The following is a 22,210-nucleotide window of genomic DNA, read 5'->3' on the forward strand; positions in this document are numbered from 1 at the left end:
AGCCCCTAGTCTAAATCAGTGTTTAAGGGTCACTGATGTGATAGGTTATTGTGTCAACTATTGATAACTTTTGACTCCATTTTATAACCTCGCCACACCCCGACGAAAACCCCTTGAATTTCAACTTGGCTAATATTGACCTCAATGGGAGGATGATTGGGATTAGAAGCTTTGAGAGTAACCGTTTCTCCTTCTTGGTAGAAACGTTTTATGGTGGTTCCTACTCCTTCTATTATTGCGGAAACGATATCCCCGTCTGTAACGACTTCATCGGCAGCCAGAGAGCGAAGAATAGCCAGATCACCATCGGTAATCAAGTCTTCTATCATACTATCGCCTTTTACCCGTAAAGCGTAGTGATTATCTAATTTGAAGATAGGGGCTAAATCAATCTTTTCTGGATCTTCTGCAAAGGGTTCAACTAAACCTCCTGGGGTGATCTCCCCCGAAATGGTGAGACCTTGAGGTTGAGGACGCAAAATGCGAAGGGTACGCGCTTTTCCTTCTGTCCAATCAATATAGCCTTTGTTTCGTAGTCGTTCTAAACGACTTTGCACGGGAGCAGGAGAACGTAAGTTCATCGCTTTCATCATCTGACGAATGGATGGAGCGTGTTGTTTTTCGTTAATGTAGAGAACTAACCAGTCGTATAGTTCTTGTTGAGCAGGGGTTAGGGATTCCATAATCTTAATCAAGTTATGAGACTATAGTGAGAATAGTCAATAAAAGCCATTCTCGGAACATAAGTACTTAGCATAGCATTTTTTTCAAAAAAATCATAATTTTTCTAATTTATTTTCCTGACTTATCAGAATTGTTGTTTTTTGACATATAGACAAGGATTCACTTTGAAAGCACCTAAAACCTGAAAAACTTTATTAGATATAGTTTGTCCATTAATTATAGGTTTTTTTTCATCCGTTGGAACAATCCATGAACTACTCTCACTAAAAACACAATTCATAGGACAGCTAGGCTAAGTTCGATAATTCTATCCTACTATGTAATCAATAGTCCTATAATTCTACGTTACTATTTACTTAATACCTAATACACTCACCATTAAGGCTTTTTGTGCGTGCATCCGATTTTCTGCCTGATCCCATACTCGTGAGTGTTTCCCTTCGATTACCTCCTCGGTAATTTCTTCTCCACGATGGGCTGGTAAACAGTGTAAAACGATCGCATCTTGATCTGCATGGCTTAACAAATCTTCATTTACCTGATAGGGAGAAAAGATCGGAATTCTTGACTCTGCGGAGGCTTCTTGCCCCATACTAGCCCAAACATCCGTATACAACACATGAGAGCCTTTAACGGCTTCTATAGGGTCATCTGTGAGGACAATTTCAAACCCCTCCACCCCTAATTTTTTTGCCTTTTCGACGATCATCGGATCTGGTTTATAAGCTTCAGGAGTCGCAACTCTGATTTTCATTCCCATTATAGCACCCCCAAGAATCAAAGAATGGGCGACATTGTTACCATCCCCAAGATAAGTAACGGTCATCCCCTCAAGTTGTCCAAAACACTCCTGAATGGTCATTAAATCCGCTAAAATCTGACAGGGATGTTCTAAGTCACTTAAGGCGTTAATAATGGGAATTTTGGCGTATTTGGCAAAGGTTTCTAAGTCTTCCTGTTTAAAGGTACGAACTGCGAGGATATCCAAATATCGATCTAAAACTCTTGCGGTGTCGGTAATGGGTTCCCCTCTCCCTACTTGGGTTACACTGGGGTTAAGATCAATTACTTGTCCCCCTAACTGATACATGGCCACGCTAAAGGAAACACGGGTACGGGTAGAGGCTTTATAAAACAAAAGTCCTAAGACTTTTTGACACATGGGCGATCGCTGTCCACTTTTGAGTAGGGCGGCTAATTCTAGTACCTCTACCATTTCGACCCTACTGAGATCACTAATTCCTAAGATATCCCGTCCAATTAAGCTTGTCATCGTCTTTTTCTTATCAAATTAAGGATATTATTATATGGGCTACCTTGAGCATCACTCTTAATTCGTAATTCATAATTCATAATTGATAATTTTTGTTGATAACCGAACCTGTGCTGACGGGTTTTACTATAATTCTAGCTTTTCATAAAATTCACATTTCGTTACAATGAGATTAAGCAAACAGTGAAACGATTAAAATTTCCCTGATAAAATAGGAGGTTATTCAGATGAATAACAATATACGAGTCGGCACTTTATTTGGCATTCCTTTTTATGTTAATCCCTCTTGGTTTTTAGTCTTAGGATTAGTTACTTTGAGTTATGGGGGACAATTAGCTTTATTCCCACAGTTGAATGGTATAGTTCCTTGGATTTTAGGATTTATCACAGCGTTATTATTATTTGCGTCTGTGGTTGCCCATGAATTAGGTCATAGTTTTGTCGCTATTTCTCAAGGCATAGAAGTCAAGTCTATTACTTTATTTTTGTTTGGTGGATTAGCCAGTTTAGAGAAAGAATCTAAAACTCCTTTAGAAGCTTTTTTAGTAGCGATCGCTGGGCCAGGGGTTAGTTTATTAATATTTGCCTTACTAACCGTAATTCTCAGTAATTTTGCCTTTTCTTTACCCGCAACCGCCATTCTTTCTTTGTTAGCTTCAATTAATTTAATTTTGGGATTATTTAACTTAATTCCTGGCTTACCTTTAGACGGTGGTAACATTGTTAAATCTTTAGTTTGGCAAATTACAGGTAATCCCAATAAAGGGGTAATTTTTGCTAGTCGTATCGGTCAAATATTTGGTTGGTTAGCCATTGTTATTGGTGGGTTAGCGATTTTAGGAATTAGTCAAATTGGTAATTTTTGGACATTATTAATTGGCTTTTTCCTCTTACAAAATGCCGGACTATCTGCCCAATCTGCTAAAATTCAAGATACCTTAAATGGTTATACTGCCGAGGATGCGGTTATTCCTAATAGTCCTATTGTCTCAGCAGATTTAAGTGTCAGAGAATTTGTTAATGATTATGTAATTGGTAAAAATCAATGGACAAAGTTTCTTGTTACTAATAATGAGGGCGAATTATTAGGAGTGCTGGAGATCGAATCTTTAAAGAAAGTTCCTACTTCTCAATGGACAGAAATTATGCTTAAAGAAATTCTGCAACCCATTGATAATTTAAGCACTATTCCTGCTAATCAATCCCTGTTAGAAGTAGCTCAATTACTAGAAAAAGAACCGCAACAACAATTAACAGTAATTCGAGATAATGGAGTAGTTGTAGGATTACTAGAAAAAGGCTCAATTATTCGGTTCTTACAACAAAAACAAACCCAAATTAAAACAGCATAACCGATAAAAGATTTTGACACATTGAAATGTGTAGTTATCAAAACAAAGCCCGCCTTCGCGGGCTAATTTATTTGTTAATATTAAATATTAATCACAGATGTTGACACATTAAAATGTGTAGCTATCAAAACAAAGCCCGCCTTCGCGGGCTAATTTATTTGTTAATATTAAATATTAAAAGCCTAGGTCGCTAGGCTTAGTTTATATAGCCTCAGCCTTTAGGCTGAAGGAGTCTAAAAGATGGAATTATATGGCCTTGCACTTCATACAACAAGTTCTCAGTTAGGACTAGGATTAAGTAATTTTTTAGGTGAAATAACTTATCAAACTTGGGATATAGATCGGGAATTATCCAATTATTTACATCTTCATTTACAAGAATTTATCAAACCGAAAACTTGGCAAAATTTAGAATATATTGTAGTTGCTAAAGGGCCAGGAAGTTTTACCAGCACTCGTATCGGAGTTGTTACAGCCCGTACCTTAGCACAACAATTAAACTTACCTTTATTGGGTATTTCCACTTTAAAAGCTTTTGCTTGGTCACAAAAAGATAATTATTCTCCTCATGGTTTGATTCCCGTACAAATGAAAGCATCACAAGGCAAATTATATGTAGCCATTTATCAGCTAACAAGCGATGAAAAAAAATTGATAACATATCTAGAAGATCAGGTTATGACCCCTGAAACTTGGCAACAAACCTTAGAAAAATCAATAATTAGTCATCCCCCGGCCATAGCCTCTGAGCAATTAGGCATAACTGTTCAGAGTTTATTAGAATTAGGGTATAATCAGTGGCAACAGGGAGAATCTCCCCACTGGTCAGAAATTATGCCCTTTTATGGAATGTCAGTAACCGTTAATTAAGATTTTCAGACAGGTTCGATAGAATCAAATCTTATGTACTTATGGCGATAAGTAAAACTGATATTTCGTAGATTCGTAGGGTGGGTTAGACGCGGCAACGATTTTGAGGGAAAATTAATAAGATTTAGGGCGCGTCGTAACCCACCATGTTAAAGATTATAATTTTATTGGCGAATATTACAAATGCCATGCCCCTACATATTAACTAATAGGCTTTGAATGTAGTATGCTGATAACTATTGAATTGTGAGAAGTGATACCACCAATGAATCAACTATCTTCACCGGGAAACCATCCCATAGTAAAATATCTTAAACGTCGTTTTCTTAAACAAAGCTTAAGCTTAATTAGTGGTGTTAGTATTGTGACCAGTGGCTTAGGATGGACACAAGCGATCGCTTCGACTGACATTTTAGTCATTCCTGATACGGCCGCTCCTGCACCAAAATTTGAATCAGCACCTTCGAGTCCGGTGAAAGTTCCTAAAGCCTCTGTTTATCAAAATTTTAATAGCTCTCCAGCCACTAAACCTGTCATATCAGATACAGTTGCTAAACCAGATGTTCCTAAATTCTCCCCCAAACCTTCGGGTTTTCAACAAAGAGTGGCCCCCATCTCTAGAGTTAAACTGGCGGCCCCTAAAATTTTACCCCCAACTGCTCCGAAAGCTAATAATCCTGTTCTGCTAAATCAGACGGTAGCCCCGATTTCACCCCAAACCATTCAACTCGCTCCTTCTGGCATCAGTCAAGGAAAAAATAGCTATATTGATACTACATCTTATGGTGGTTCTCCAAGTAAAGTAATTCTGACAGAGCGAGGCAGTGGATGTCAAACCATTTCCCAAAACGGACAGTTATCCCAAGGGGGTTGTGGAAGAGTGGCCAAGGCCCAACCGACTCCCAGATATAACGAAGCTTTCACCCCTCGTCGGGTTAACTTAGCTACCCGTCAGGTAAACTCTCCAGTACGACTGGCTCAAGCTTATCCGTCGGTCGGAATGGTACAACGTTCTCCTGTTACTATACAACCCCTACGTCTGAAATCTCAACCTATTACCTCAGACCAAGTAGTAAGCTTACAACCTGTTACTCGACAAGGATTATCTATTGGACTAGAACCAGTTCCTCGTTATAATCGCTCAGCCACTCTTTATGCTGCCTATCAAGGGCAAAATGTCCCCCAAGCTCAAGCTAAAACCGATTTAATCTATCCTATCCCTATCGTTGCTAGTATTACATCGGCCTTTGGTTGGCGGGTTCATCCCATTGCCGGGACGGGTCGAATACACCAAGGAACAGATATTGGTGCGCCTTTAGGAACACCAGTTTTAGCGGCTTATGCTGGAGAAGTGGCCATGGCCGACTGGAGTGGGGGTTATGGGTTAATGGTGGTGTTACGTCACTTAGAAGGAACCCAAGAGTCGCGTTATGCACACTTATCTGAGGTTTATGTCCAACCTGGTGAAACGGTGGAACAAGGAACGGTCATCGGACGAGTTGGAAGTACAGGTTATTCTACGGGGCCTCATCTTCATTTTGAATGGCGACACTTAACTGAGCAAGGTTGGGTCGCTGTGGATGCTGGAGTTCATTTAGAATATGCTTTAGATAATTTAATGCGTTCCATGCAGTTGGCCCAACAAACTCCCAAGTCTGAAGGATAAATCTTGATGATTGTGTTAACTTTTGTAAATACCTCAAAATGTTTGTTAACAAAAGTTTTGAGGTATTTTTTCAATTAAGTAATGTTTACAATGCTAGATGCCTGAGTTCGACATAAGGTAGTTTAATGGGCAACTTAAAAGAATTTGGTTTTTGGGGGATTAAAATTGTTTCTCATCACTCCATCACCCCATCACCCCTGAATGCGATCGCGGGTATTCTCTAAAGGAGCATTTTTCTCTAAAAATTCGATAATTTTGGTGGCCACATCTACACCTGATGCAGCTTCAATACCCTCTAAACCAGGAGAAGAATTGACTTCCATGACCACTGGCCCATGATTAGAGCGTAACATATCAACCCCGGCCACCCTTAACCCCATAGATTTAGCGGCTCGAATGGCGGTACTGCGTTCTTCAGGGGTGAGTTTAATGGTAGAAGCTTGTCCCCCCCTGTGTAAATTAGATCTAAAGTCACCTTCGGCCCCTTGACGTTTCATGGCGGCCACCACTTTGCCCCCAATGACAAAACAGCGAATATCAACCCCGGCCGCTTCTTTAATAAATTCTTGTACTAAAATATTAGCATCTAACTGACGAAAAGCTTCAATGACAGACTTAGCGGCTTGATGGGTTTCGGCTAAAACGACCCCAATACCTTGAGTGCCTTCTAATAGTTTAATGACTACAGGCGCACCCCCAACTGATTCTAACAACCCTTCAATATCTTGGGTAGCATGGGCAAACCCAGTGACAGGTAAACCTATACCATCCCGGGCCAAAAGTTGTAAACAGCGTAGTTTGTCACGAGAACGGGAAATCGCCTGGGATTCATTGGCACTGAACACCCCCATAACTTCAAACTGACGCACTACAGCAGTGCCGTAAAAGGTCTTAGAGGCAGCAATACGAGGAATCACCACATCAACACTTTCTAAGGGCTGACCATTGTAAAAAACGGCGGGTTTATGGGAAGTAATGTTCATGTAACAGCGTAAGTAATTAATCACCCGCATTTCATGGCCTAAGGCTTCTCCAGCTTCTTTGAGTCTTTTAGTAGAGTATAACGAGGCATCTTGAGATAAAATGGCGATTTTCATCGTTTTCCTTAATTTTAATCGTTAAAACCCTTAACGAAATTCCAACCCATCAAACATCACAGAGGTTAAAGGCAACAGCCTCGGTAATTCTATCAGGAGATCATACCTTATGGCTCAGAACATAAGAACTCATCTTAAAAAATGGAACTATGAACCTAGAATAATTTATCAATGTAAATCTTAGTGATTTGTTATTGTATACATTATCTTATACATTAACTTATACATCGTATACATTAACTTATACATTGATGAGATATGAGAGATATTAACTCAAATTATCAGAGGAAAAAATGTCTTAAGCAACACGAAAGTTATGACAAATTCCTTTTATAGCAATGCTTTTGGCAACTTAAATATTTAATTTATTGCTATTTAGTACGTATGATCAAAAAAATTGAGATTACCCTTGACAATTATGAAATTTATTTTTATATTGATTAGTGTATTCACTTAAAATGTACTGTAGGAGCAAAAATTTAAAGATGAAAAATTTACTGAAGCCGGTTGTAGTATTTTCCGGTATTATGCTTAGTGCTGTATCCGGTGTTGGTACTGCCCAAGCTGGAATTTTAACTCCCCCTCCCCCTGACTCAACTGCTGCTTTTTCACCAGTTGTAAACGTCGGTGCTTCAGGAGTAAGGGTTAAGTTTTTGGCGGCTAGTACTTGTCCCGTTGTTGGTTTCGCTGGTGTTTGTGACGCTTCTGGTGGCGCGAATGATGGTTCTTTAGTCCCCGAAGTAAGTACTTTTGACTTTTTGCCCCCATCAGGTTCTGGATATGGCGAGTTCAAAGTAGATAACAGTCAACCCGATCCCACCAACTCTTTCTCTAGTGCTAGAGGTGGCAGAATAAAAGACTTTGTTCTACCTTTCTTAGGACAAGGTGAGCGACTAAACTTAAATCTACCTGTTAATATCACTGCATTCCTTGATTTTGATCCGACGGGTGGGGATGCCGTTATGGATACATTTGATGCAACCACACTCACAAGCGTTGTCTTCCAATCTACATCGCCCAATTCTGCCGTAGCTCAATTTAGTTTCAATGGAATTTACCACATCGATGGTCAGACGTTTAGTGGAACAGTTAACATCTCTCAACCTATCAGTGGCATCGATGCTCTCGAAGTTATCAGACGAGCACGCAGAACTAACGGCTTTCTTACAAGCTATTCTGGTCAGACCACTGTTGTTCCTGAACCCCTAACCATGTTAGGAGCAGGAGCAGCCTTTGGGTTTGGCTCTTTCTTTAAGCGCAAAATCTCTAAAACAAAAAAAGGTGATAAAGCCGCTTAGGTTAAGTTGCTAACTCTGGCCTTGAATCTTCGTGTCAATTTATTGCGCGGAGATTCAACAACTAGAATCCATCTTTATGATGGAAGTGAAGTAAAGATGCTACAAACACCAACCCAACCAGAAACCCTATCCCTTGAGTTACCAAGTGCGATCGCCCTTCACGTTACTCCAGAACAGTTCGAGGCACTCGCAGCAGCGAACCGTGACTTAAACCTAGAACGTACAGCAGAAGGAGAATTAATCTTGAATCCACCCACGGGAGGGGAATCAGGTCGAAGAAATTTTAGCATTACTGGGCAACTTAATCGTTGGTGTGAAGAACAGGAGGATTTAGGAGAAGGCTTTGACTCTTCCACTGGATTTAAGCTACCCAACGGGGCGAATCGATCTCCTGATGCTTCCTGGGTTAGTCGCAAACGTTGGCAATTACTTACTCCCCAACAGCGAAAAGGCTTTGTTGCCCTTTGTCCAGATTTTGTGGTCGAATTGCGCTCTGAATCCGACAGCCTCTCGAAACTACAAGCCAAGATGCTAGAATACCTTGATAATGGAGCCAGTCTGGGATGGTTAATTGACCCCCAGAACAGACGGGTTGAGATTTATCGCCCTGGTAGGGATGTAGAATTGTTGGCAAATCCCACTGAACTGTCTGGGGAGGATGTACTGCCTGGGTTTGTTCTCAATCTAAGACGAATATTTACGTAAAGATTGATTAAACATATTTTGTCAACAAAATAAATGGATAGCTACAGAACTACCTCCCTCTCACTTGGAAGTGTCAATAATGACATTTACTTGTAAGTTGGTTAATTGGGCAACCCGTTGACTATCTTTGGGGTTGAGGCGGATTTTAACTTCTACTACTCTAGCATCTGTATCAGCAGTTGGCTCAGTTCCTAACACTTTTTGTTTATCAACCTGTAACCCAATTTCTTCAACCCTTCCTTGTAACTCCCCGGCAACGCCATAGGTGGTAATGGTAGTGGTTTGTCCCTGACGTACTCGTGTTACATCACTTTCATAAACCTCTGCTGTGACATACATTTGTGCAGTTTCTCCTAATTCGACAATGCCGTGATCTTGAATCATTTCTCCTGGCCAAGTATGGACTTTTAGGATTTGACCTGCTCTAGGGGCCTTCACGTAAGCAAAGGCTAAATTAGCTTCCGCTTGTTTAACCGCAACTTGAGCAGATGCCAGTTGACTTTGAGCCACTTGTATATCCACAGGGCGCACTTCAGAAACAGAACTAAGCATAGCTTGATTTTCTGCAATTTGTGTCTGAAGGGTGGTAATGGTACGATTCAGATTAGCTTTAGCTGCATTAATTTGGTCTTGTAAGGTGCTAATAATGCGTTCTAGATTGGCTTCGGCTTCTTGTAATTGTTTTTGGGTAATTTCCTGTTGTAAACACACCCGATCATATTCTTGCACCGATACTGCTCCATCTTGATGTAATGTTTGATAGCGTTGGCATTCAGTCGTATTATTGCGTAATTCTGCTTTTAATCGCTCAATGGTGGCTTGTTGGGTATTTCCCTCTCCGAGTAATTGGGCTTCTAGGTTAGCAATGGTAGATCGCTGTACGGCCATTTGTCCTTCTAACTCTGCTTGAGTACCTAAAAATCTGGCATTTTGGGCGTTAATATCCCCTTGTTTAGCTCCTGCTTTCACTTTAGCTAAATTAGCCTGAGCTATCCTTACCTGGGTTTTAGCTTGTTCTAAAGCTGATTGAAAGCGATCGCGGCTATCAAGAATGGCAATGAGTTGATTGACTTTAACTTGATCTCCCCGTTGAACTAGCAATTGATTGATCCGCGCCCCTTCTTGAAAAGCGGGAGCAGACACTTTGATAGTTTCTCCTTTAGGTTCTAAATAGCCTAATGCTGCTACTCCAGAAGGTGTTTGACTCTCTGGGGATAGGGGAGAGGGGGAAGACTGGGCCAGTTGTTGGCGCATCAGAGGCATACCATAGAAGAAGAAACCGATGGCAAACAGTGTCCCCCATCCAGTAAAGGCCATCAGCCATAAAAATCGGGGTAGTTTTTGGTTTTGTGTTGTCTCTGGCTTTCCCTGATATAACGACTTTCCTGGGTTTCCTAGCATAAGTTGCTCTCCTGGATTTCTGACAAGATAGATTTAGTTGACCGCATCACCTAATAGAATGCCCTAAAATCCACATTTAACTACAATTTTGTTAAGAAGTGGTAAATGGAGATCAAAAAATATCGGCAGGGTCAGCTTCTTTTAACTTTTTAATAGCTGTTACACCAGCAATGAAACACATCATGAGGGTTAAAATAAAGACAAAAATTGCTCTTTGAAGCGTCATAAAAATAGGTAAAAATGTCGCTTTTTTCGCTACTTCGTAAATTATCATTGATAGCAGGAATCCAGGGATATAACCTAAAACTGCGATAAATGTAGCTTGCTGTAAAATCATTGATAATAGATAATTGTTACGATAACCAATGGCTTTTAATGTGGCATATTCAGAAAGATGTTCTGATACATTGCTATAAAGAATTTGATAAACAACAACGATTCCGACAACAATTCCTAAAACAATTCCTAAATTGAAAATAAACCCAATTGGTGTACTACTATTCCAGTAATTTTGCTCAAATTCTATATATTCTTGTTTTGATAAAACGTTTACATCTTTGGGTAAGTATGCTCTGAGTTTACGAGTGAATTGTTCAGTATTAACACCTGATTTCAATTTAATTAATCCGACATCAATATCCGTTTTAGGACGTTTATTAAAAATTCTTAAAAAATTAACATCACTGGTTAAAATATTACCATCTGCCCCAAAAGAAGTTCCTAATTCAAATAAACCTACTACGTTAATTTTTATCGTTTGACCGGTCTGAGTGAGTTGGGTAGAGACTTTCCCCTTTTCTTTAACAGAGGAAATAATGGAACCAAATTCAGATCGAGAATTTTGATCGAATAATATATTTTCCGGGATTTTTAACTTGTATCGGTTGTTTTCCATACCTGACAGATTTAAAACTGAGTGTCTTGGATCAATGCCAATAATAAAAATTTTACGCCAATATTTTTTGTCTTGAGGATTTTGCCACTGAGCAAAACCTAGATAAATTGGACTAATAAAATCCACTTCTTTAAAAGCTAATGTTTGCCATAAACGACGATTATTAAAAGCTTCCATCCCGATTAAAGCATTGGATTTAGGGCTAATTAAAAAAACATCTCCTTGTAATGATTGATGAAAGCGTACTGCACTTTCAAATAAACTATGCTTTAGTCCAAATTGAACAAAAACTATGACAACAGCAAAAATAACGCCAGCAAGTGCTACTAATAGCCGCATTTTTTTGTGTTTGAGTTGTAGCCAAGCAGTGGGAAGTTTAAATCTCATAACTAATGCCTGTATTATAAATCATAAATAAATGTTAAAATTGTAATTTATTTTTCGATAAATCTTGACAAAGATAATTTCTATTGTTACACTTAGGGGTGTATTCATCTTAAGCAAAAATCTAGAAGCGTAAAAGCAACAAGGTAAACATGAAAACTTTAATGAAGCGAGTTGGCTTAATTTCCGGTGTTTTGATCGCTGGTTTTTCCGGTGTTAGTTCCGCTCAAGCGGGTAACATTAAGATATTGTCAGGACAAGGCAATTTCACCCCTGTTGTTTTTTCCGGAGCTGGAGGGGCGGGTGTTAATTTAAAGATTCGTAATGACGCTTTTGGCGGTACTGGTGGCGGAACTGGAGATAGCACTACTACCGGTGTTAACGCGATTTATGCTGGAACTTGTGCGGGTCAGACACAATGCGGTTATTTTGACTTCTTCCCAACTACCAATGTTAACACTTCTGTTCCTTTTGACTTTTCTCCTAAGGGTGGTAACATTTTTCCTTCAGCACCGGCTACCATAACACAAAATTCGGGATTGGGATTAGTTCAACTAGTTAGTACCTCTGGTGAACCTCCAACTGCATTTGAGGGCATCGAAGGCCAGGAGGGGTTAATTAAAGATTTCGAATTACCATTTTTAGGACCACAAAATAATTTTAATCCTAACCTAAACGTACCTATCACCAGACTGTTAGACTTCGGTCGTAACAAAATCGGTGATATAGACACAGCCAATACCTTTGATGCAACCAAACTAACCAATATTACCTTCAGACCGAGTGGCGATGGAGCGTCGACTGAAGCCTCTTTTCAATTTGAAGGGTTCTGGAATGTGTTAGAAAATGATGCAATTGTCCGGGCTGCAGGAATAGTTGTACTGTCTCAAGGTATCAGCGCACCTATCAACACTGTTCTTAATCAAGCAAATGGACCTAATGGCTTTAGAACTGGCTATTCGGGACAAACCCAGCTGACTTCTATCCCTGAACCCAATGCTTTAGTTGGCTTAGCTGTTTTTGCTGGTGCAGGAACCCTCTTAAATCGTAAGCGCAAAAGCAAGTAGGGTTTGCTGAAAAACTATTCTAACCTGAGTTCGACATACGGATTTTGGTGGACAACTCGTCAAAGTTAGGAGTAACCCTGATTCTATGGTTACTCCTAACTCCGAAGTCCTAACTCCTAACACCGAACTCAGGTGGACAATTTATGCTTTATTATTACAAATAATACATTTTAACTCTAAAGAGTTAAGCTATACGAACAAAGGTTGCCTACGCAACCTATAATGGCTGTGCGCGCTGGTCGGATTTTGTTTTTATAGAAATAAGGATTTAGCCTTCTATTAATTATTAGCTTAGCCAGGACTTATGCAGATCCGTTATTAGTAGGGTGGGTTAGTGATAGCGTAACCCACCGTGACACTATCGGTAGAGTCTATGCGTAAGTCCTGTTAGCATAGTTTATCTGGTAGAAGCAATAAACCCGCCCCCTATTGTTAAAATTATCAGTATATTTATATAAGCAGAAATCTGGAAGCATAAAGGCAAAAGGCAAACATGAAAACTTTAATGAAGCGAGTTGGCTTAATTTTTGGTGTTTTGGTCGCTGGTTTTTCGGGGGTTAGTTCCGCTCAAGCGGGTAACATTGTGTTAGCTCCAGGAGGAGGCCCTTTCTCCCCTATTATTGTTTCGGGCGCAACAGGGGCGGGTGTTAATTTCAAGATTCGTAATGACAATTTTGGCGGTATTGGTGGCGGAACTGGAGATAGCACTACTGCCGGTGTTAACGCGGTTTATCATGGAACTTGTGCGGGTCAGACACAATGCGGTTATTTTGACTTCTTCCCAACTACCAATGTTAATCCTCCTACCAGTTTTACCTTTTCTCCCACTGGTGGTAACATTTTTCCTTCAGCACCGGCTACCATAACACAAAATTCGGGATTGGGATTAGTTCAACTAGTTAGTACCAATGGTGAAGAAGATGCATTTAATGGAATACTAGGCCAGCAGGGATTAATTAAAGATTTAAAATTACCCTATTTAGGACTACAAAATAATTTTAATCCTAACTTCGACTTAGATATCAAGGGACTGTTAGACTTCGGTCGTAACGCAGTAAATGACCCAGGTACAGCCAATACCTTTGATGCGAAGAAACTCACCAATATCACCTTCAGACAGAGTGGCGATGGAGCGTCGACTGAAGCCGCTTTTCAATTTGAAGGGGTCTGGAATGTGTTACAAAATGGTGCAATTGTCCAAGCTGGAGGAATAGTCGTACTGTCTCAAGCCATCAGCGCACCTATCAACACTGTTATTAGTCAAGCACAATCACCTAATGGCTTCAGAACTGGCTATTCGGGAACAACTTTGCTGACTTCTATCCCTGAACCCAATGCTTTGGTTGGTTTAGCTGTTTTTGCTGGTGCAGGAACCCTCTTAAATCGTAAGCGCAAAAGCAAGTAGGGTTTGCTGAAAAACGATTCTAACCTGAGTTCGACATAAGGATTTTGGTGGACAATTTATGCTTTATTATTACAAATAATACATTTTAACTCTAAAGAGTTAAGCTATACGAACAAAGGTTGCCTGCGCAACCTATAATGGCTGTGCGCGCTGGTCGGATTTTGTTTTTATAGAAATAAGGCTTTAGCCTTTTATTAATTATTAGCTTAGCCAGGACTTATGCAGATACGTTATTAGTAGGGTGGGTTAGTGATAGCGTAACCCACCGTGACACTATCGGTAGAGTCTATCCGTAAGTCCTGTTAGCATAGTTTATCCGGTAGAAGCAATAAACCCTACCCCTATTGTTAAAATTACCGGTATATTTATATAAGCAGAAATCTGGAAGCATAAAGGCAAAAGGTAAACATGAAAACTTTAATGAAGCGAGTTGGCTTAATTTTTGGTGTTTTCGTCGCTGGTTTTTCGGGGGTTAGTTCCGCTCAAGCGGGTAACATTAAGTTATTGTCAGGACAAGGCAATTTCACCCCTGTTATTTTGTCGGGAGCTGGAGGGGCGGGTGTTAATGTCAAGATTCGTAATGACAATTTTGGCGGTATTGGTGGCGGAACTGGAGACAGCACTACTGCCGGTGTTAACGCGGTTTATGCTGGAACTTGTGCGGGTCAGACACAATGCGGTTATTTTGACTTCTTCCCAACTACCAATGTTAACTCTACGAGTATTCCCTTTTCTCCCACTGGTGGTAACATTTTTCCTTCAGCACCGGCTACCATAACACAAAATTCGGGATTGGGAGTAGTTCAAATGATTAGTACCTCTGGTGAACCTCCAACTGCATTTGATGGCATCCAAGGCCAGCAGGGGTTAATTAAAGATTTTAAATTACCCTATTTAGGACCACAAAATAATTTTAATCCTAACCTAAACGTACCTATCACCAGACTGTTAGACTTCGGTCGTGACAAAATCGGTGATATAGACACAGCCAATACCTTTGATGCAACCAAACTAACCAATATTATCTTCAGACCGAGTGGCGATGGAACGTCGACTGAAGCCGCTTTTCTAATTGAAGGGGTCTGGAATGTGTTAGAAAATGATGCAATTGTCAAAGTTGGAGGAATAGTTGTAATTGCGCAAACCATCAGCGCACCTATCGGCACTGTTGTTGCTCAAGCACAAGGACCTAATGGCTTCAGAACTCCCTATGGGGGAGGAATCCCGCCGATTCTTATCCCTGAACCCAATGCTTTAGTTGGTTTAGCTGTTTTTGCTGGTGCAGGAACCCTGTTAAATCGTAAGCGCAAAAGCAAATAGGGTTTGCTGAAAAACGATTCTAACCTGAGTTCGACATCTGGCGATTTTGGTGGACAACTCGTCAAAATTAGGAGTCTGGCAACCCTGATTCTATGGTAACTCCTAACTCCTAACACCGAACTCAGGTAATTATAATATTTTTAAGGTTAGACAATTGTTGCGATCGCTATTAAGTAAATGGCGATCGCATATTTAAAGGAAAAAGACAAAATTAATTACATAAAATTTGTAGGGGCGGGTTTTGATATAGTCGTAATGCTTGAGTAACAAAGGTAGTAGGGGCGGGTTTATCTAATTTACAAGCGAAGTCAATCATAATTATGATTAAAAACCCGCCCCTACTTGTGAGAATCATTGATTTATGTAAAAAACCCGCCCCTACAAAAACCCGCCTCCTATTACTCAACTTAGGGCTTGAAAGCTTTGTGTAATAATGGCTAAAGCCATCACTACGAACTTTTCTATGGTGAGTTTAATTATGACCACCTACTTAACACCGAACACCGAAATCTTAACACAGAACTCAGGTTTGTAACATTTGTTGTCGCCGCGTCAGAAATATTGACAAGCATAAATTCTGTTGTTAAACTTGCCGATATGTATATTTAAGCAAAAATCTAGCAGTATAAGGGCAAACGGTAAACATGAGAACTTTGATAAAGCGATTTGGCTTAATTTCTGGTATTTTGCTCGGTGGTTTTTCCGGTGTTAGTTCAGCTCAAGCTGCAGTTCTAATTCCTCCTCCCCCTACCTCAACTGCGGCCTTTACCCCTATCGGAAACGTAGGTACGGCAGGAGCAGTTGTTAAGTTGTTGAATGCCAACAAATGTCCTGTTGTTGGTTTCTCTGGTCTGTGTAATAGTAGTGGTGGCAATCAGGGTGCTGGCTTCGCAGAGGTTACTACTTTTGACCTGCTTCCCCCATCAGGTTCTGGATATGGGACGTTCAGTGTTAATAACAGCCAACCCGATGAGGAAATCAATGTTTTCAGCAATGCTACGGGTGGGAGAATAAAAGACTTTGTTCTACCTTACTTTGGAACAGGCACCTTGACAAACTTAAATGTAGCTCTTAATATCACTGCATTCCTTGATTTCGATCCGAATAATGGGGATGCCGTTACTGATACATTTGATGCAACAGAACTGTCAAGCATTGTCTTTATCAGTACATCTCCTAACTCTGCCCTGGCTCAATTTAGTTTTAATGGATTTTACCATATCCAGACTGACTCAGGAGTCCAGAAGTTTCAGGGAACAGTTAATCTATCCCAACCTATCAGTGGTGTCAATACCGCAGGAGTTATTACACGAGCGCGTACCGCCAATGGCTTTACCACCAGCTATTCTGGTCAGACCAGCGTATCTCAAATACCTGAACCTGCTACTTTAGCCGGTTTAGCTGCGATTGCCGGCTCAGCACTTTTGTCTGGTAAACTCAAGAAAAAATGTTAAATTGGGTTCTATCGGACAAACTATGCTAAGTCAATAATGAATAAAAGGCTAAAGCCTTATCCTATAAAAACAAAGTCCGCCTTCGCGGACTAAGTTATAGGTTGCGTAGGCAACCTTTTTTTGTATAGCTTAACTCTGAGCGAGTTAAAGTATATTATTAGTTTTTTTGTTTAGCTTCCCCGCGAGAAGCCCCGCGCTGTACCCTTGGGTTAGCGTCGCGATGAAAGCGGGTTAAATTTGCTCGGTCAATCTCGACAAATTTAACAATTAATCTATTGGTTTAAACGATAACTATTAAGAAATCCAACACTTAATGGCTACCTATCAACGGACTGGCTTGAAGACAATGCCTTTGATTGTTGCTTATTTCTGAGGTGTTCCCAAAAGGGGCGGTCTTGCTTTGCAAGTGCGGCTGCAACGCCATAAATAAGCTGTTAAGCATATAAATTGCTAGTTGAGATTGCAGGGGAGCGCCGGAGCAAAGGGAGCAGGAGTTTAAGATTTTGTACTAAACAGTCAAATACCCTGTTTAAATGCGTCTTAGCTTACCAGTTGTGGAGTATTACTCTAGAATAGATTAATCCTTACGATTAATAAATCATGGAATGGCAAGAAATATCTGGTAGCTTCGTACTTGTTCCCCGTAACCCTGTAGCTATCATTCACTTTTTAGGTGGGGCTTTTGTCGGCACTGCTCCTAATTTTACCTATCGTTGGTTATTAGAACAACTGGGAAAAGAAGGATATGGGGTAGTAGCTACTCCTTTTGTTAATACGTTCGACCATTTAGCGATCGCTCGTAGTGTTCTTAATCGCTTTGAGAATATTATAGATCGTTTGCAAACGAATAACATTGTAGGGCAGGGTTATTTGCCAATATATGGTATTGGTCATAGTATGGGTTGTAAGCTTCATTTATTAATTGGTAGTCTTTTTTCGGTACAAAGGTCAGGTAATATTTTAATTTCTTTTAATAATTATCCGGTAAAACGGGCAATTCCTTTTTTAGAACAGATTGATGTTGATAATTCTTTAAATTTAGAATTTACTCCTTCTCCTGAAGAAACTAAGTTAATTATTACCAAAAGTTATGACATTAGGAGAAATTTGCTAATTAAATTTAGTAAGGATAATATTGATGAAACTAATATTTTAAATCCCATCTTACAAGAAAGGTTTACAAATATGGTGGTGTTACGGACTTTATCGGGTAATCATTTAACCCCTTTAGGACAAGAAATAAACTGGCAAGCGGGGGAAGTTTTTACACCTTTAGATGCGGTGGGACAGTGGGTTAAACAAAATTTTGCTCGTGATTTATATGGACTTAAAAATGAGATTTTACTGTGGTTAAATCCAACTAAAAATTTTTTGTAGGGGAATTACTAAAGCTGGATTAGTGGTAGCATTAATTAATGTAGAAGTAGCAGAACCAGACGAAATTAAAGAAGGGATCAACTTATTAGAAAATAAGCTCAAAGATGGTTTGCCTATTCTTAAGGATGCTTTGGCTTGTTTAAAGTGTCAACTAAGCGAGCGCATGGAATTTGAGGATCATTGGCTGATCTACGGGATTTGAGAAGTTCTTATTACTTATTGATTACTTACATAGAGGGAATTATATCAAAACAAAACTTGATTGCTTGCCAGAGTTGTTTAACTTGGTCATAACGATGGTGCAGAATACACCAATCCATCACTTCTATTAGATTTTCTTTCTCTTTCTCAAATGTTGAACGATCACATCTTTGGGTGATTTCTAGATACCAATTCACCCAACGTTCTCTGAGGGACTTTTCCAGTGCAACCTCAGACTTAAGCTCTGCAAGGACATAATTTTTGGCGATAGGTAATAAACAATATTTTTCTTCTGTTTGCTCAATTAACAACATTTGTTCTAATTGAGTTAAACTATCGACCACCGTATCAGGGTTGGTGAGTTCGGTGACGGTCATAATTGCTTTTTCGGTTGCTCCGTTAGGAAACAAAGCTAAGGCCATGAGAATTTGATAAGTCCATGTTCTTTGTAAAGATTTTAATGATTTTTCAAAATAAATTTGTGCAAAGTTTTCTAGCTGTTTAACCTGGGATTGGGGAGGAGATAAATTAGTTGGTAAGGGTAAAGATAATTTTTCGTTAGGTATAGTTTGAGTAGGAGAGCTTAAAATTTTTGTTTGGGGTAAGGACACAGAAATATTGGAAGTTTCTACGGTTATTTTTGCTTGTTCATTATAAAATTGATGTTGTAGGATAATGTTAACATTTGCTTTGTTAACTTTTTCCCCAAAAGTATAAGAAAGTCGTCTCCAAAGTTTGGGACCAACATCATTTTTTAGATACTCTATTGTGTAACCATGATTAGATGCAATTTCCGGGTATTTTTTTCCATTTAAAGTTTCTTGTAAAACTAAAACTTCAATATTAGATAAGTGTTTTCCTGTATTAGAAAAAACCGCTTTATCTGTTAAGATAATAACGACTTTAAAGGAAATTTTTGTACTTTCTGGTTCCATAGATACCGTACCTCATTCCTAAATTAATAAGATGACAAAGCCTATAATTAAACAATAGAGAGAATTTAATAGTTGAGCAGCTACTTACTCTATTTGTGCTATAAACTTAGTTTACGTTAATAATCTAACTGACATGATTTTATTTTAGATTTTCTTTAGACAGTTACATTACCTTACATTATCTAGGATATAAAAATTGTGTAAGTCAGAATAAATCCCTACCTTTTACTTAATTTTTCCAAGATTAAAGACTTTACATACCTTGCCTAAAATCTATCCTAAATCATTACATAGCTATGATTTTCAAGGGAATTAATCCTTATAATTTTCAGGGAAAACTCAAGAGACGGATAAAATTACTTACCTTATCCTTAACTTTTTAAAGCTGACATGAGAGCAGGAAAGAGCTTTAATTAAGAAATGAATCTATGAGATTAGATCATGCTTCAGAATATCATTTAATAATTTGACCTGAAACTATGACATTACAACTGTTTCATGTTGATCAGGAAACTCTTCGGCAACAAATCCTACTAGATCGAATCTATCAAGGTGATCAATCTGCTTTTTGGGAGTTATGGAATAAACATAAAGACTATCTTTATGCTTATTGTTTAAGACAGATGAAACATAATACAGCAGATGCTCAAGATGTTCTTAGTATTTCCCTGTTAAAAGCTTGGGAAAAACTGCCAAAATATGCTTCACATATTACAAACATAAAAGGTTGGCTAATTCGCCTAATTCACAACATTTGTATAGATCTATATCGACAAAAAAATCGTAAATTTAGCACGCTTGAAAATGGAAAATTAATTGCAATAATTGATAGTAATTTTCTAGGATATATTTTTGATTCTCCTGATATAATTATGATGCGTGAAGAGCTTATGATTGTTATTCATCAAGGCATTGATAGTTTGCCAAATAATCTTAAATTACCTTTTATTTTAAGATTTATAGAAGATAAATCCTATGAACAAATTTCGCAAGAAATGAATATTACACAACCGAATGTACGCAAGAGAATACAACAAGCAAGAGCCATCTTAAAAAAGAATCTCAACCCATATGTTATGGGAGGTAATTATTTAGACTGTTTTGCCAAACCAGAAAGTAATCTTCCTTCTTTTAATGATTTAAATAGGGATCATTTTATCTCTGTAACAGATCATTCTCCCTTAATCATAAAAGAAGATCTCGAAGAACTTTTTTATTGTCTATATGCAGCCCATTTAGAGATATCACCATCTCCATTGCGTCGGGAAGAACTCACTTATGTTTAAATCAACCCTCACAAATGTTGTCTCAGTTAATTTTCCTAACCAAGCACAGATTGAAGTTCATTTAACGGTAGATTCAACCCCCAGTCAACAACAAAAAAAACTTAAAACCTTAAGTCAATATATTCAAAAATATCCTTCTGGTTGGAAAAAGAGATTAGAATTAGCAGATTTGCTCTATGCACTGGGAGATTGGGACAATGCCATTAAAGAATATCAAACAGTCTTAAAACGAAAACCAACATTAATAGAAGTTTGGTTAAAAATAGGTCATATTTTTCATTTAAGATGGGCAACTAAAGAAGCTATTCACTCCTATGAAAGTGCATTAGCTTTATGTTCCAACGATGCCATAAAAGAGCAAATTAAGGGATTAATTGAATCTTGTCAAGGTCGTTATCAAGCGGCTCTCAAAGTCATTCAAGTTGCTACTACATTAAACCCGGATAATGCAGCTCATTGGTTTGCATTAGGAATCACTTACCTGCGAATGGAGTCTCCTGGAGAAGCTTTACAAACATTTGAGGAGTTTTTCAAACTCAAACCTAACGATATCAAAGGATTGTATTATAGCCATGATGCACTCTTAGCTATGGGAAAAATAGAAACTGCCCAGAAAAAATTAGCCATAGCCTTAAAATTAGCCCCTAATCATATTAATGTGTTGGAGCGAGTGATTGCCCATCGCTTGAGACAAAGATTAGTGACAGAAAATGAGGATAAAAAAACCTGGTTACTGATTGACCAAGCATTAAAATTAGCCCCTGATGCGGTCAATATTCAAGCCTTACTTGCTTATTATTATCTATTTCGAGGAGAACCCACTAAAGGACTAACGATACTACAGAGATTGATTAAGGATCATTGGAATAATCCCGGAGGTTGGTATCATTATGCTCATTGTTTATTTTATCTAGATAAACGTCAAGAAGCAGCTACAGCGATTCTCAAAGCGTATCAACTGTATCAAAAAGATTGGGAAATTAACCGCACCTTGTGCGAGATGTTGCCCTTAGTGGGAAAATTAGAGCCATTAAAGCCCTTAGTTGCCGAAATTTTAGAAAATTTTCCTGAACGTTGGAGTGTTTGGGCCACCACTGGCCGGGTATTAGTGGAACATTTTCAAGACATAGAACAAGGTAGCTATTTATCAGCCCAAGCGATTAATCTTCAACCCCAATTATCTGATGCTTGGTGTCATCATGGCCGAGTATTGACCCTTGGTGGTAAACATCGGGAGGCCATTGAAGTGCTTGAGCAAGGATGGCAATGCTTACCAGAGGGGGAAAGCTGTTTACAGTCGGTACTTTTGGCGGCACAACTGGGAGAAAATTATCGAAATCTAGGGGAAAAAGTTCATAGTCGTTGTTGGTGGGATTTGACCGCTTATCATGCTCAAAAATTGATGAATTTTCATCCTACTTTTGGAGATTATTGGCAAAATCGGGCTGCTCAAGCTTTAGAAGATAATTATAAGATCAAATCGGTTTATTTTCCCAGTTTAAACCAATTTTTGGCTTAACTCACAAAATTCGGTTTTACT

The 22,210-nt window shown here is 38.9% G+C and carries 19 protein-coding genes; 13 read left to right on the plus strand and 6 right to left on the minus strand.

What is annotated here, in order from left to right; genetic code table 11:
- Window positions 1–53 precede the first annotated feature (53 nt).
- Window positions 54–683, minus strand: coding sequence for a transcriptional repressor LexA (gene lexA, locus AsFPU1_RS17765; protein ID WP_124974365.1), 630 nt, complete (start codon window positions 681–683; stop codon window positions 54–56).
- A gap of 353 nt (window positions 684–1,036) precedes the next feature.
- Complete coding sequence (argF, locus tag AsFPU1_RS17770) at window positions 1,037–1,957, minus strand: ornithine carbamoyltransferase (protein WP_124974367.1); 921 nt, start codon at window positions 1,955–1,957, stop codon at window positions 1,037–1,039.
- A gap of 227 nt (window positions 1,958–2,184) precedes the next feature.
- Between argF and AsFPU1_RS17775 the strand changes: the two genes are divergently transcribed.
- The 3 genes from AsFPU1_RS17775 (at window position 2,185) to AsFPU1_RS17785 (ending at window position 5,845) form a co-directional block, all read left to right on the plus strand.
- A complete protein-coding gene (locus AsFPU1_RS17775; RefSeq protein WP_124974369.1) occupies window positions 2,185–3,309 on the plus strand; it encodes a site-2 protease family protein in 1,125 nt (374 codons plus the stop codon).
- 240 nt (window positions 3,310–3,549) lie between these two features.
- Window positions 3,550–4,179, plus strand: a complete 630-nt coding sequence (tsaB, locus tag AsFPU1_RS17780) for a tRNA (adenosine(37)-N6)-threonylcarbamoyltransferase complex dimerization subunit type 1 TsaB (RefSeq protein ID WP_124974371.1) — start codon at window positions 3,550–3,552, stop codon at window positions 4,177–4,179.
- A 265-nt stretch (window positions 4,180–4,444) separates the two neighbouring features.
- Window positions 4,445–5,845: a M23 family metallopeptidase gene (locus AsFPU1_RS17785; RefSeq protein ID WP_124974373.1), complete on the plus strand. Its 1,401-nt coding sequence runs from the start codon at window positions 4,445–4,447 to the stop codon at window positions 5,843–5,845.
- Window positions 5,846–6,036: 191 nt separating this feature from the next.
- On the opposite strand, the gene rimK is transcribed toward AsFPU1_RS17785, so the two are convergent.
- Complete coding sequence (rimK, locus tag AsFPU1_RS17790) at window positions 6,037–6,942, minus strand: 30S ribosomal protein S6--L-glutamate ligase (protein WP_124974375.1); 906 nt, start codon at window positions 6,940–6,942, stop codon at window positions 6,037–6,039.
- 527 nt (window positions 6,943–7,469) lie between these two features.
- On the opposite strand from rimK, the gene AsFPU1_RS23185 reads away from it, so the two are divergent.
- Both AsFPU1_RS23185 and AsFPU1_RS17800 read left to right on the plus strand, forming a co-directional pair.
- A complete protein-coding gene (locus AsFPU1_RS23185; RefSeq protein ID WP_227873496.1) occupies window positions 7,470–8,240 on the plus strand; it encodes a PEP-CTERM sorting domain-containing protein in 771 nt (256 codons plus the stop codon).
- Between the two features lie 96 nt (window positions 8,241–8,336).
- Window positions 8,337–8,945, plus strand: coding sequence for a Uma2 family endonuclease (locus AsFPU1_RS17800; RefSeq protein WP_124974377.1), 609 nt, complete (start codon window positions 8,337–8,339; stop codon window positions 8,943–8,945).
- Window positions 8,946–9,005: 60 nt separating this feature from the next.
- Here the strand turns inward: AsFPU1_RS17800 and AsFPU1_RS17805 are convergent, their stop codons facing one another.
- Window positions 9,006–10,346 carry an ABC exporter membrane fusion protein gene (locus tag AsFPU1_RS17805; RefSeq protein WP_124974379.1) on the minus strand — a complete coding sequence of 447 codons (1,341 nt, stop codon included), beginning with the start codon at window positions 10,344–10,346 and terminating at the stop codon, window positions 9,006–9,008.
- 112 nt (window positions 10,347–10,458) lie between these two features.
- Window positions 10,459–11,628 carry an ABC transporter permease DevC gene (gene devC / locus AsFPU1_RS17810; RefSeq protein WP_124974381.1) on the minus strand — a complete coding sequence of 390 codons (1,170 nt, stop codon included), beginning with the start codon at window positions 11,626–11,628 and terminating at the stop codon, window positions 10,459–10,461.
- A gap of 149 nt (window positions 11,629–11,777) precedes the next feature.
- Here devC and AsFPU1_RS17815 point away from each other — a divergent pair, with 149 nt between their 5' ends.
- From AsFPU1_RS17815 to AsFPU1_RS17840, 6 genes are all read left to right on the plus strand, one after another.
- Window positions 11,778–12,692, plus strand: coding sequence for a hypothetical protein (locus tag AsFPU1_RS17815; protein ID WP_124974383.1), 915 nt, complete (start codon window positions 11,778–11,780; stop codon window positions 12,690–12,692).
- Between the two features lie 493 nt (window positions 12,693–13,185).
- On the plus strand, window positions 13,186–14,097 hold the full coding sequence (locus AsFPU1_RS17820) for a hypothetical protein (RefSeq protein ID WP_125061153.1): 912 nt from the start codon (window positions 13,186–13,188) through the stop codon (window positions 14,095–14,097).
- 408 nt (window positions 14,098–14,505) lie between these two features.
- Window positions 14,506–15,417 (plus strand): hypothetical protein, encoded by a 912-nt coding sequence (locus AsFPU1_RS17825; protein ID WP_124974387.1) that lies wholly within the window; start codon window positions 14,506–14,508, stop codon window positions 15,415–15,417.
- A 644-nt stretch (window positions 15,418–16,061) separates the two neighbouring features.
- On the plus strand, window positions 16,062–16,871 hold the full coding sequence (locus AsFPU1_RS17830; RefSeq protein ID WP_124974389.1) for a PEP-CTERM sorting domain-containing protein: 810 nt from the start codon (window positions 16,062–16,064) through the stop codon (window positions 16,869–16,871).
- 600 nt (window positions 16,872–17,471) lie between these two features.
- Window positions 17,472–18,248: a DUF1350 family protein gene (locus AsFPU1_RS17835; protein WP_124974391.1), complete on the plus strand. Its 777-nt coding sequence runs from the start codon at window positions 17,472–17,474 to the stop codon at window positions 18,246–18,248.
- A gap of 22 nt (window positions 18,249–18,270) precedes the next feature.
- A complete protein-coding gene (locus AsFPU1_RS17840; protein WP_172957490.1) occupies window positions 18,271–18,450 on the plus strand; it encodes a flavin reductase family protein in 180 nt (59 codons plus the stop codon).
- Between the two features lie 25 nt (window positions 18,451–18,475).
- Here AsFPU1_RS17840 and AsFPU1_RS17845 read toward each other — a convergent pair whose 3' ends face one another.
- Window positions 18,476–19,384, minus strand: coding sequence for a helix-turn-helix domain-containing protein (locus AsFPU1_RS17845; protein WP_124974395.1), 909 nt, complete (start codon window positions 19,382–19,384; stop codon window positions 18,476–18,478).
- 479 nt (window positions 19,385–19,863) lie between these two features.
- Between AsFPU1_RS17845 and AsFPU1_RS17850 the strand changes: the two genes are divergently transcribed.
- Together AsFPU1_RS17850 and AsFPU1_RS17855 are read left to right on the plus strand one after the other, a co-directional pair.
- The gene (locus AsFPU1_RS17850) at window positions 19,864–20,670 is read left to right on the plus strand and encodes an RNA polymerase sigma factor (RefSeq protein ID WP_124974397.1); all 807 of its coding nucleotides are present in this window, start codon (window positions 19,864–19,866) and stop codon (window positions 20,668–20,670) included.
- Window positions 20,663–22,189, plus strand: coding sequence for a tetratricopeptide repeat protein (locus tag AsFPU1_RS17855; RefSeq protein ID WP_124974400.1), 1,527 nt, complete (start codon window positions 20,663–20,665; stop codon window positions 22,187–22,189). Before AsFPU1_RS17850 ends, AsFPU1_RS17855 begins: the two co-directional genes overlap by 8 nt.
- Window positions 22,190–22,210 lie beyond the last annotated feature (21 nt).

It is taken from the genome of Aphanothece sacrum FPU1 (genome assembly GCF_003864295.1).
GTDB classification, from domain to species: domain Bacteria; phylum Cyanobacteriota; class Cyanobacteriia; order Cyanobacteriales; family Microcystaceae; genus Aphanothece_B; species Aphanothece_B sacrum.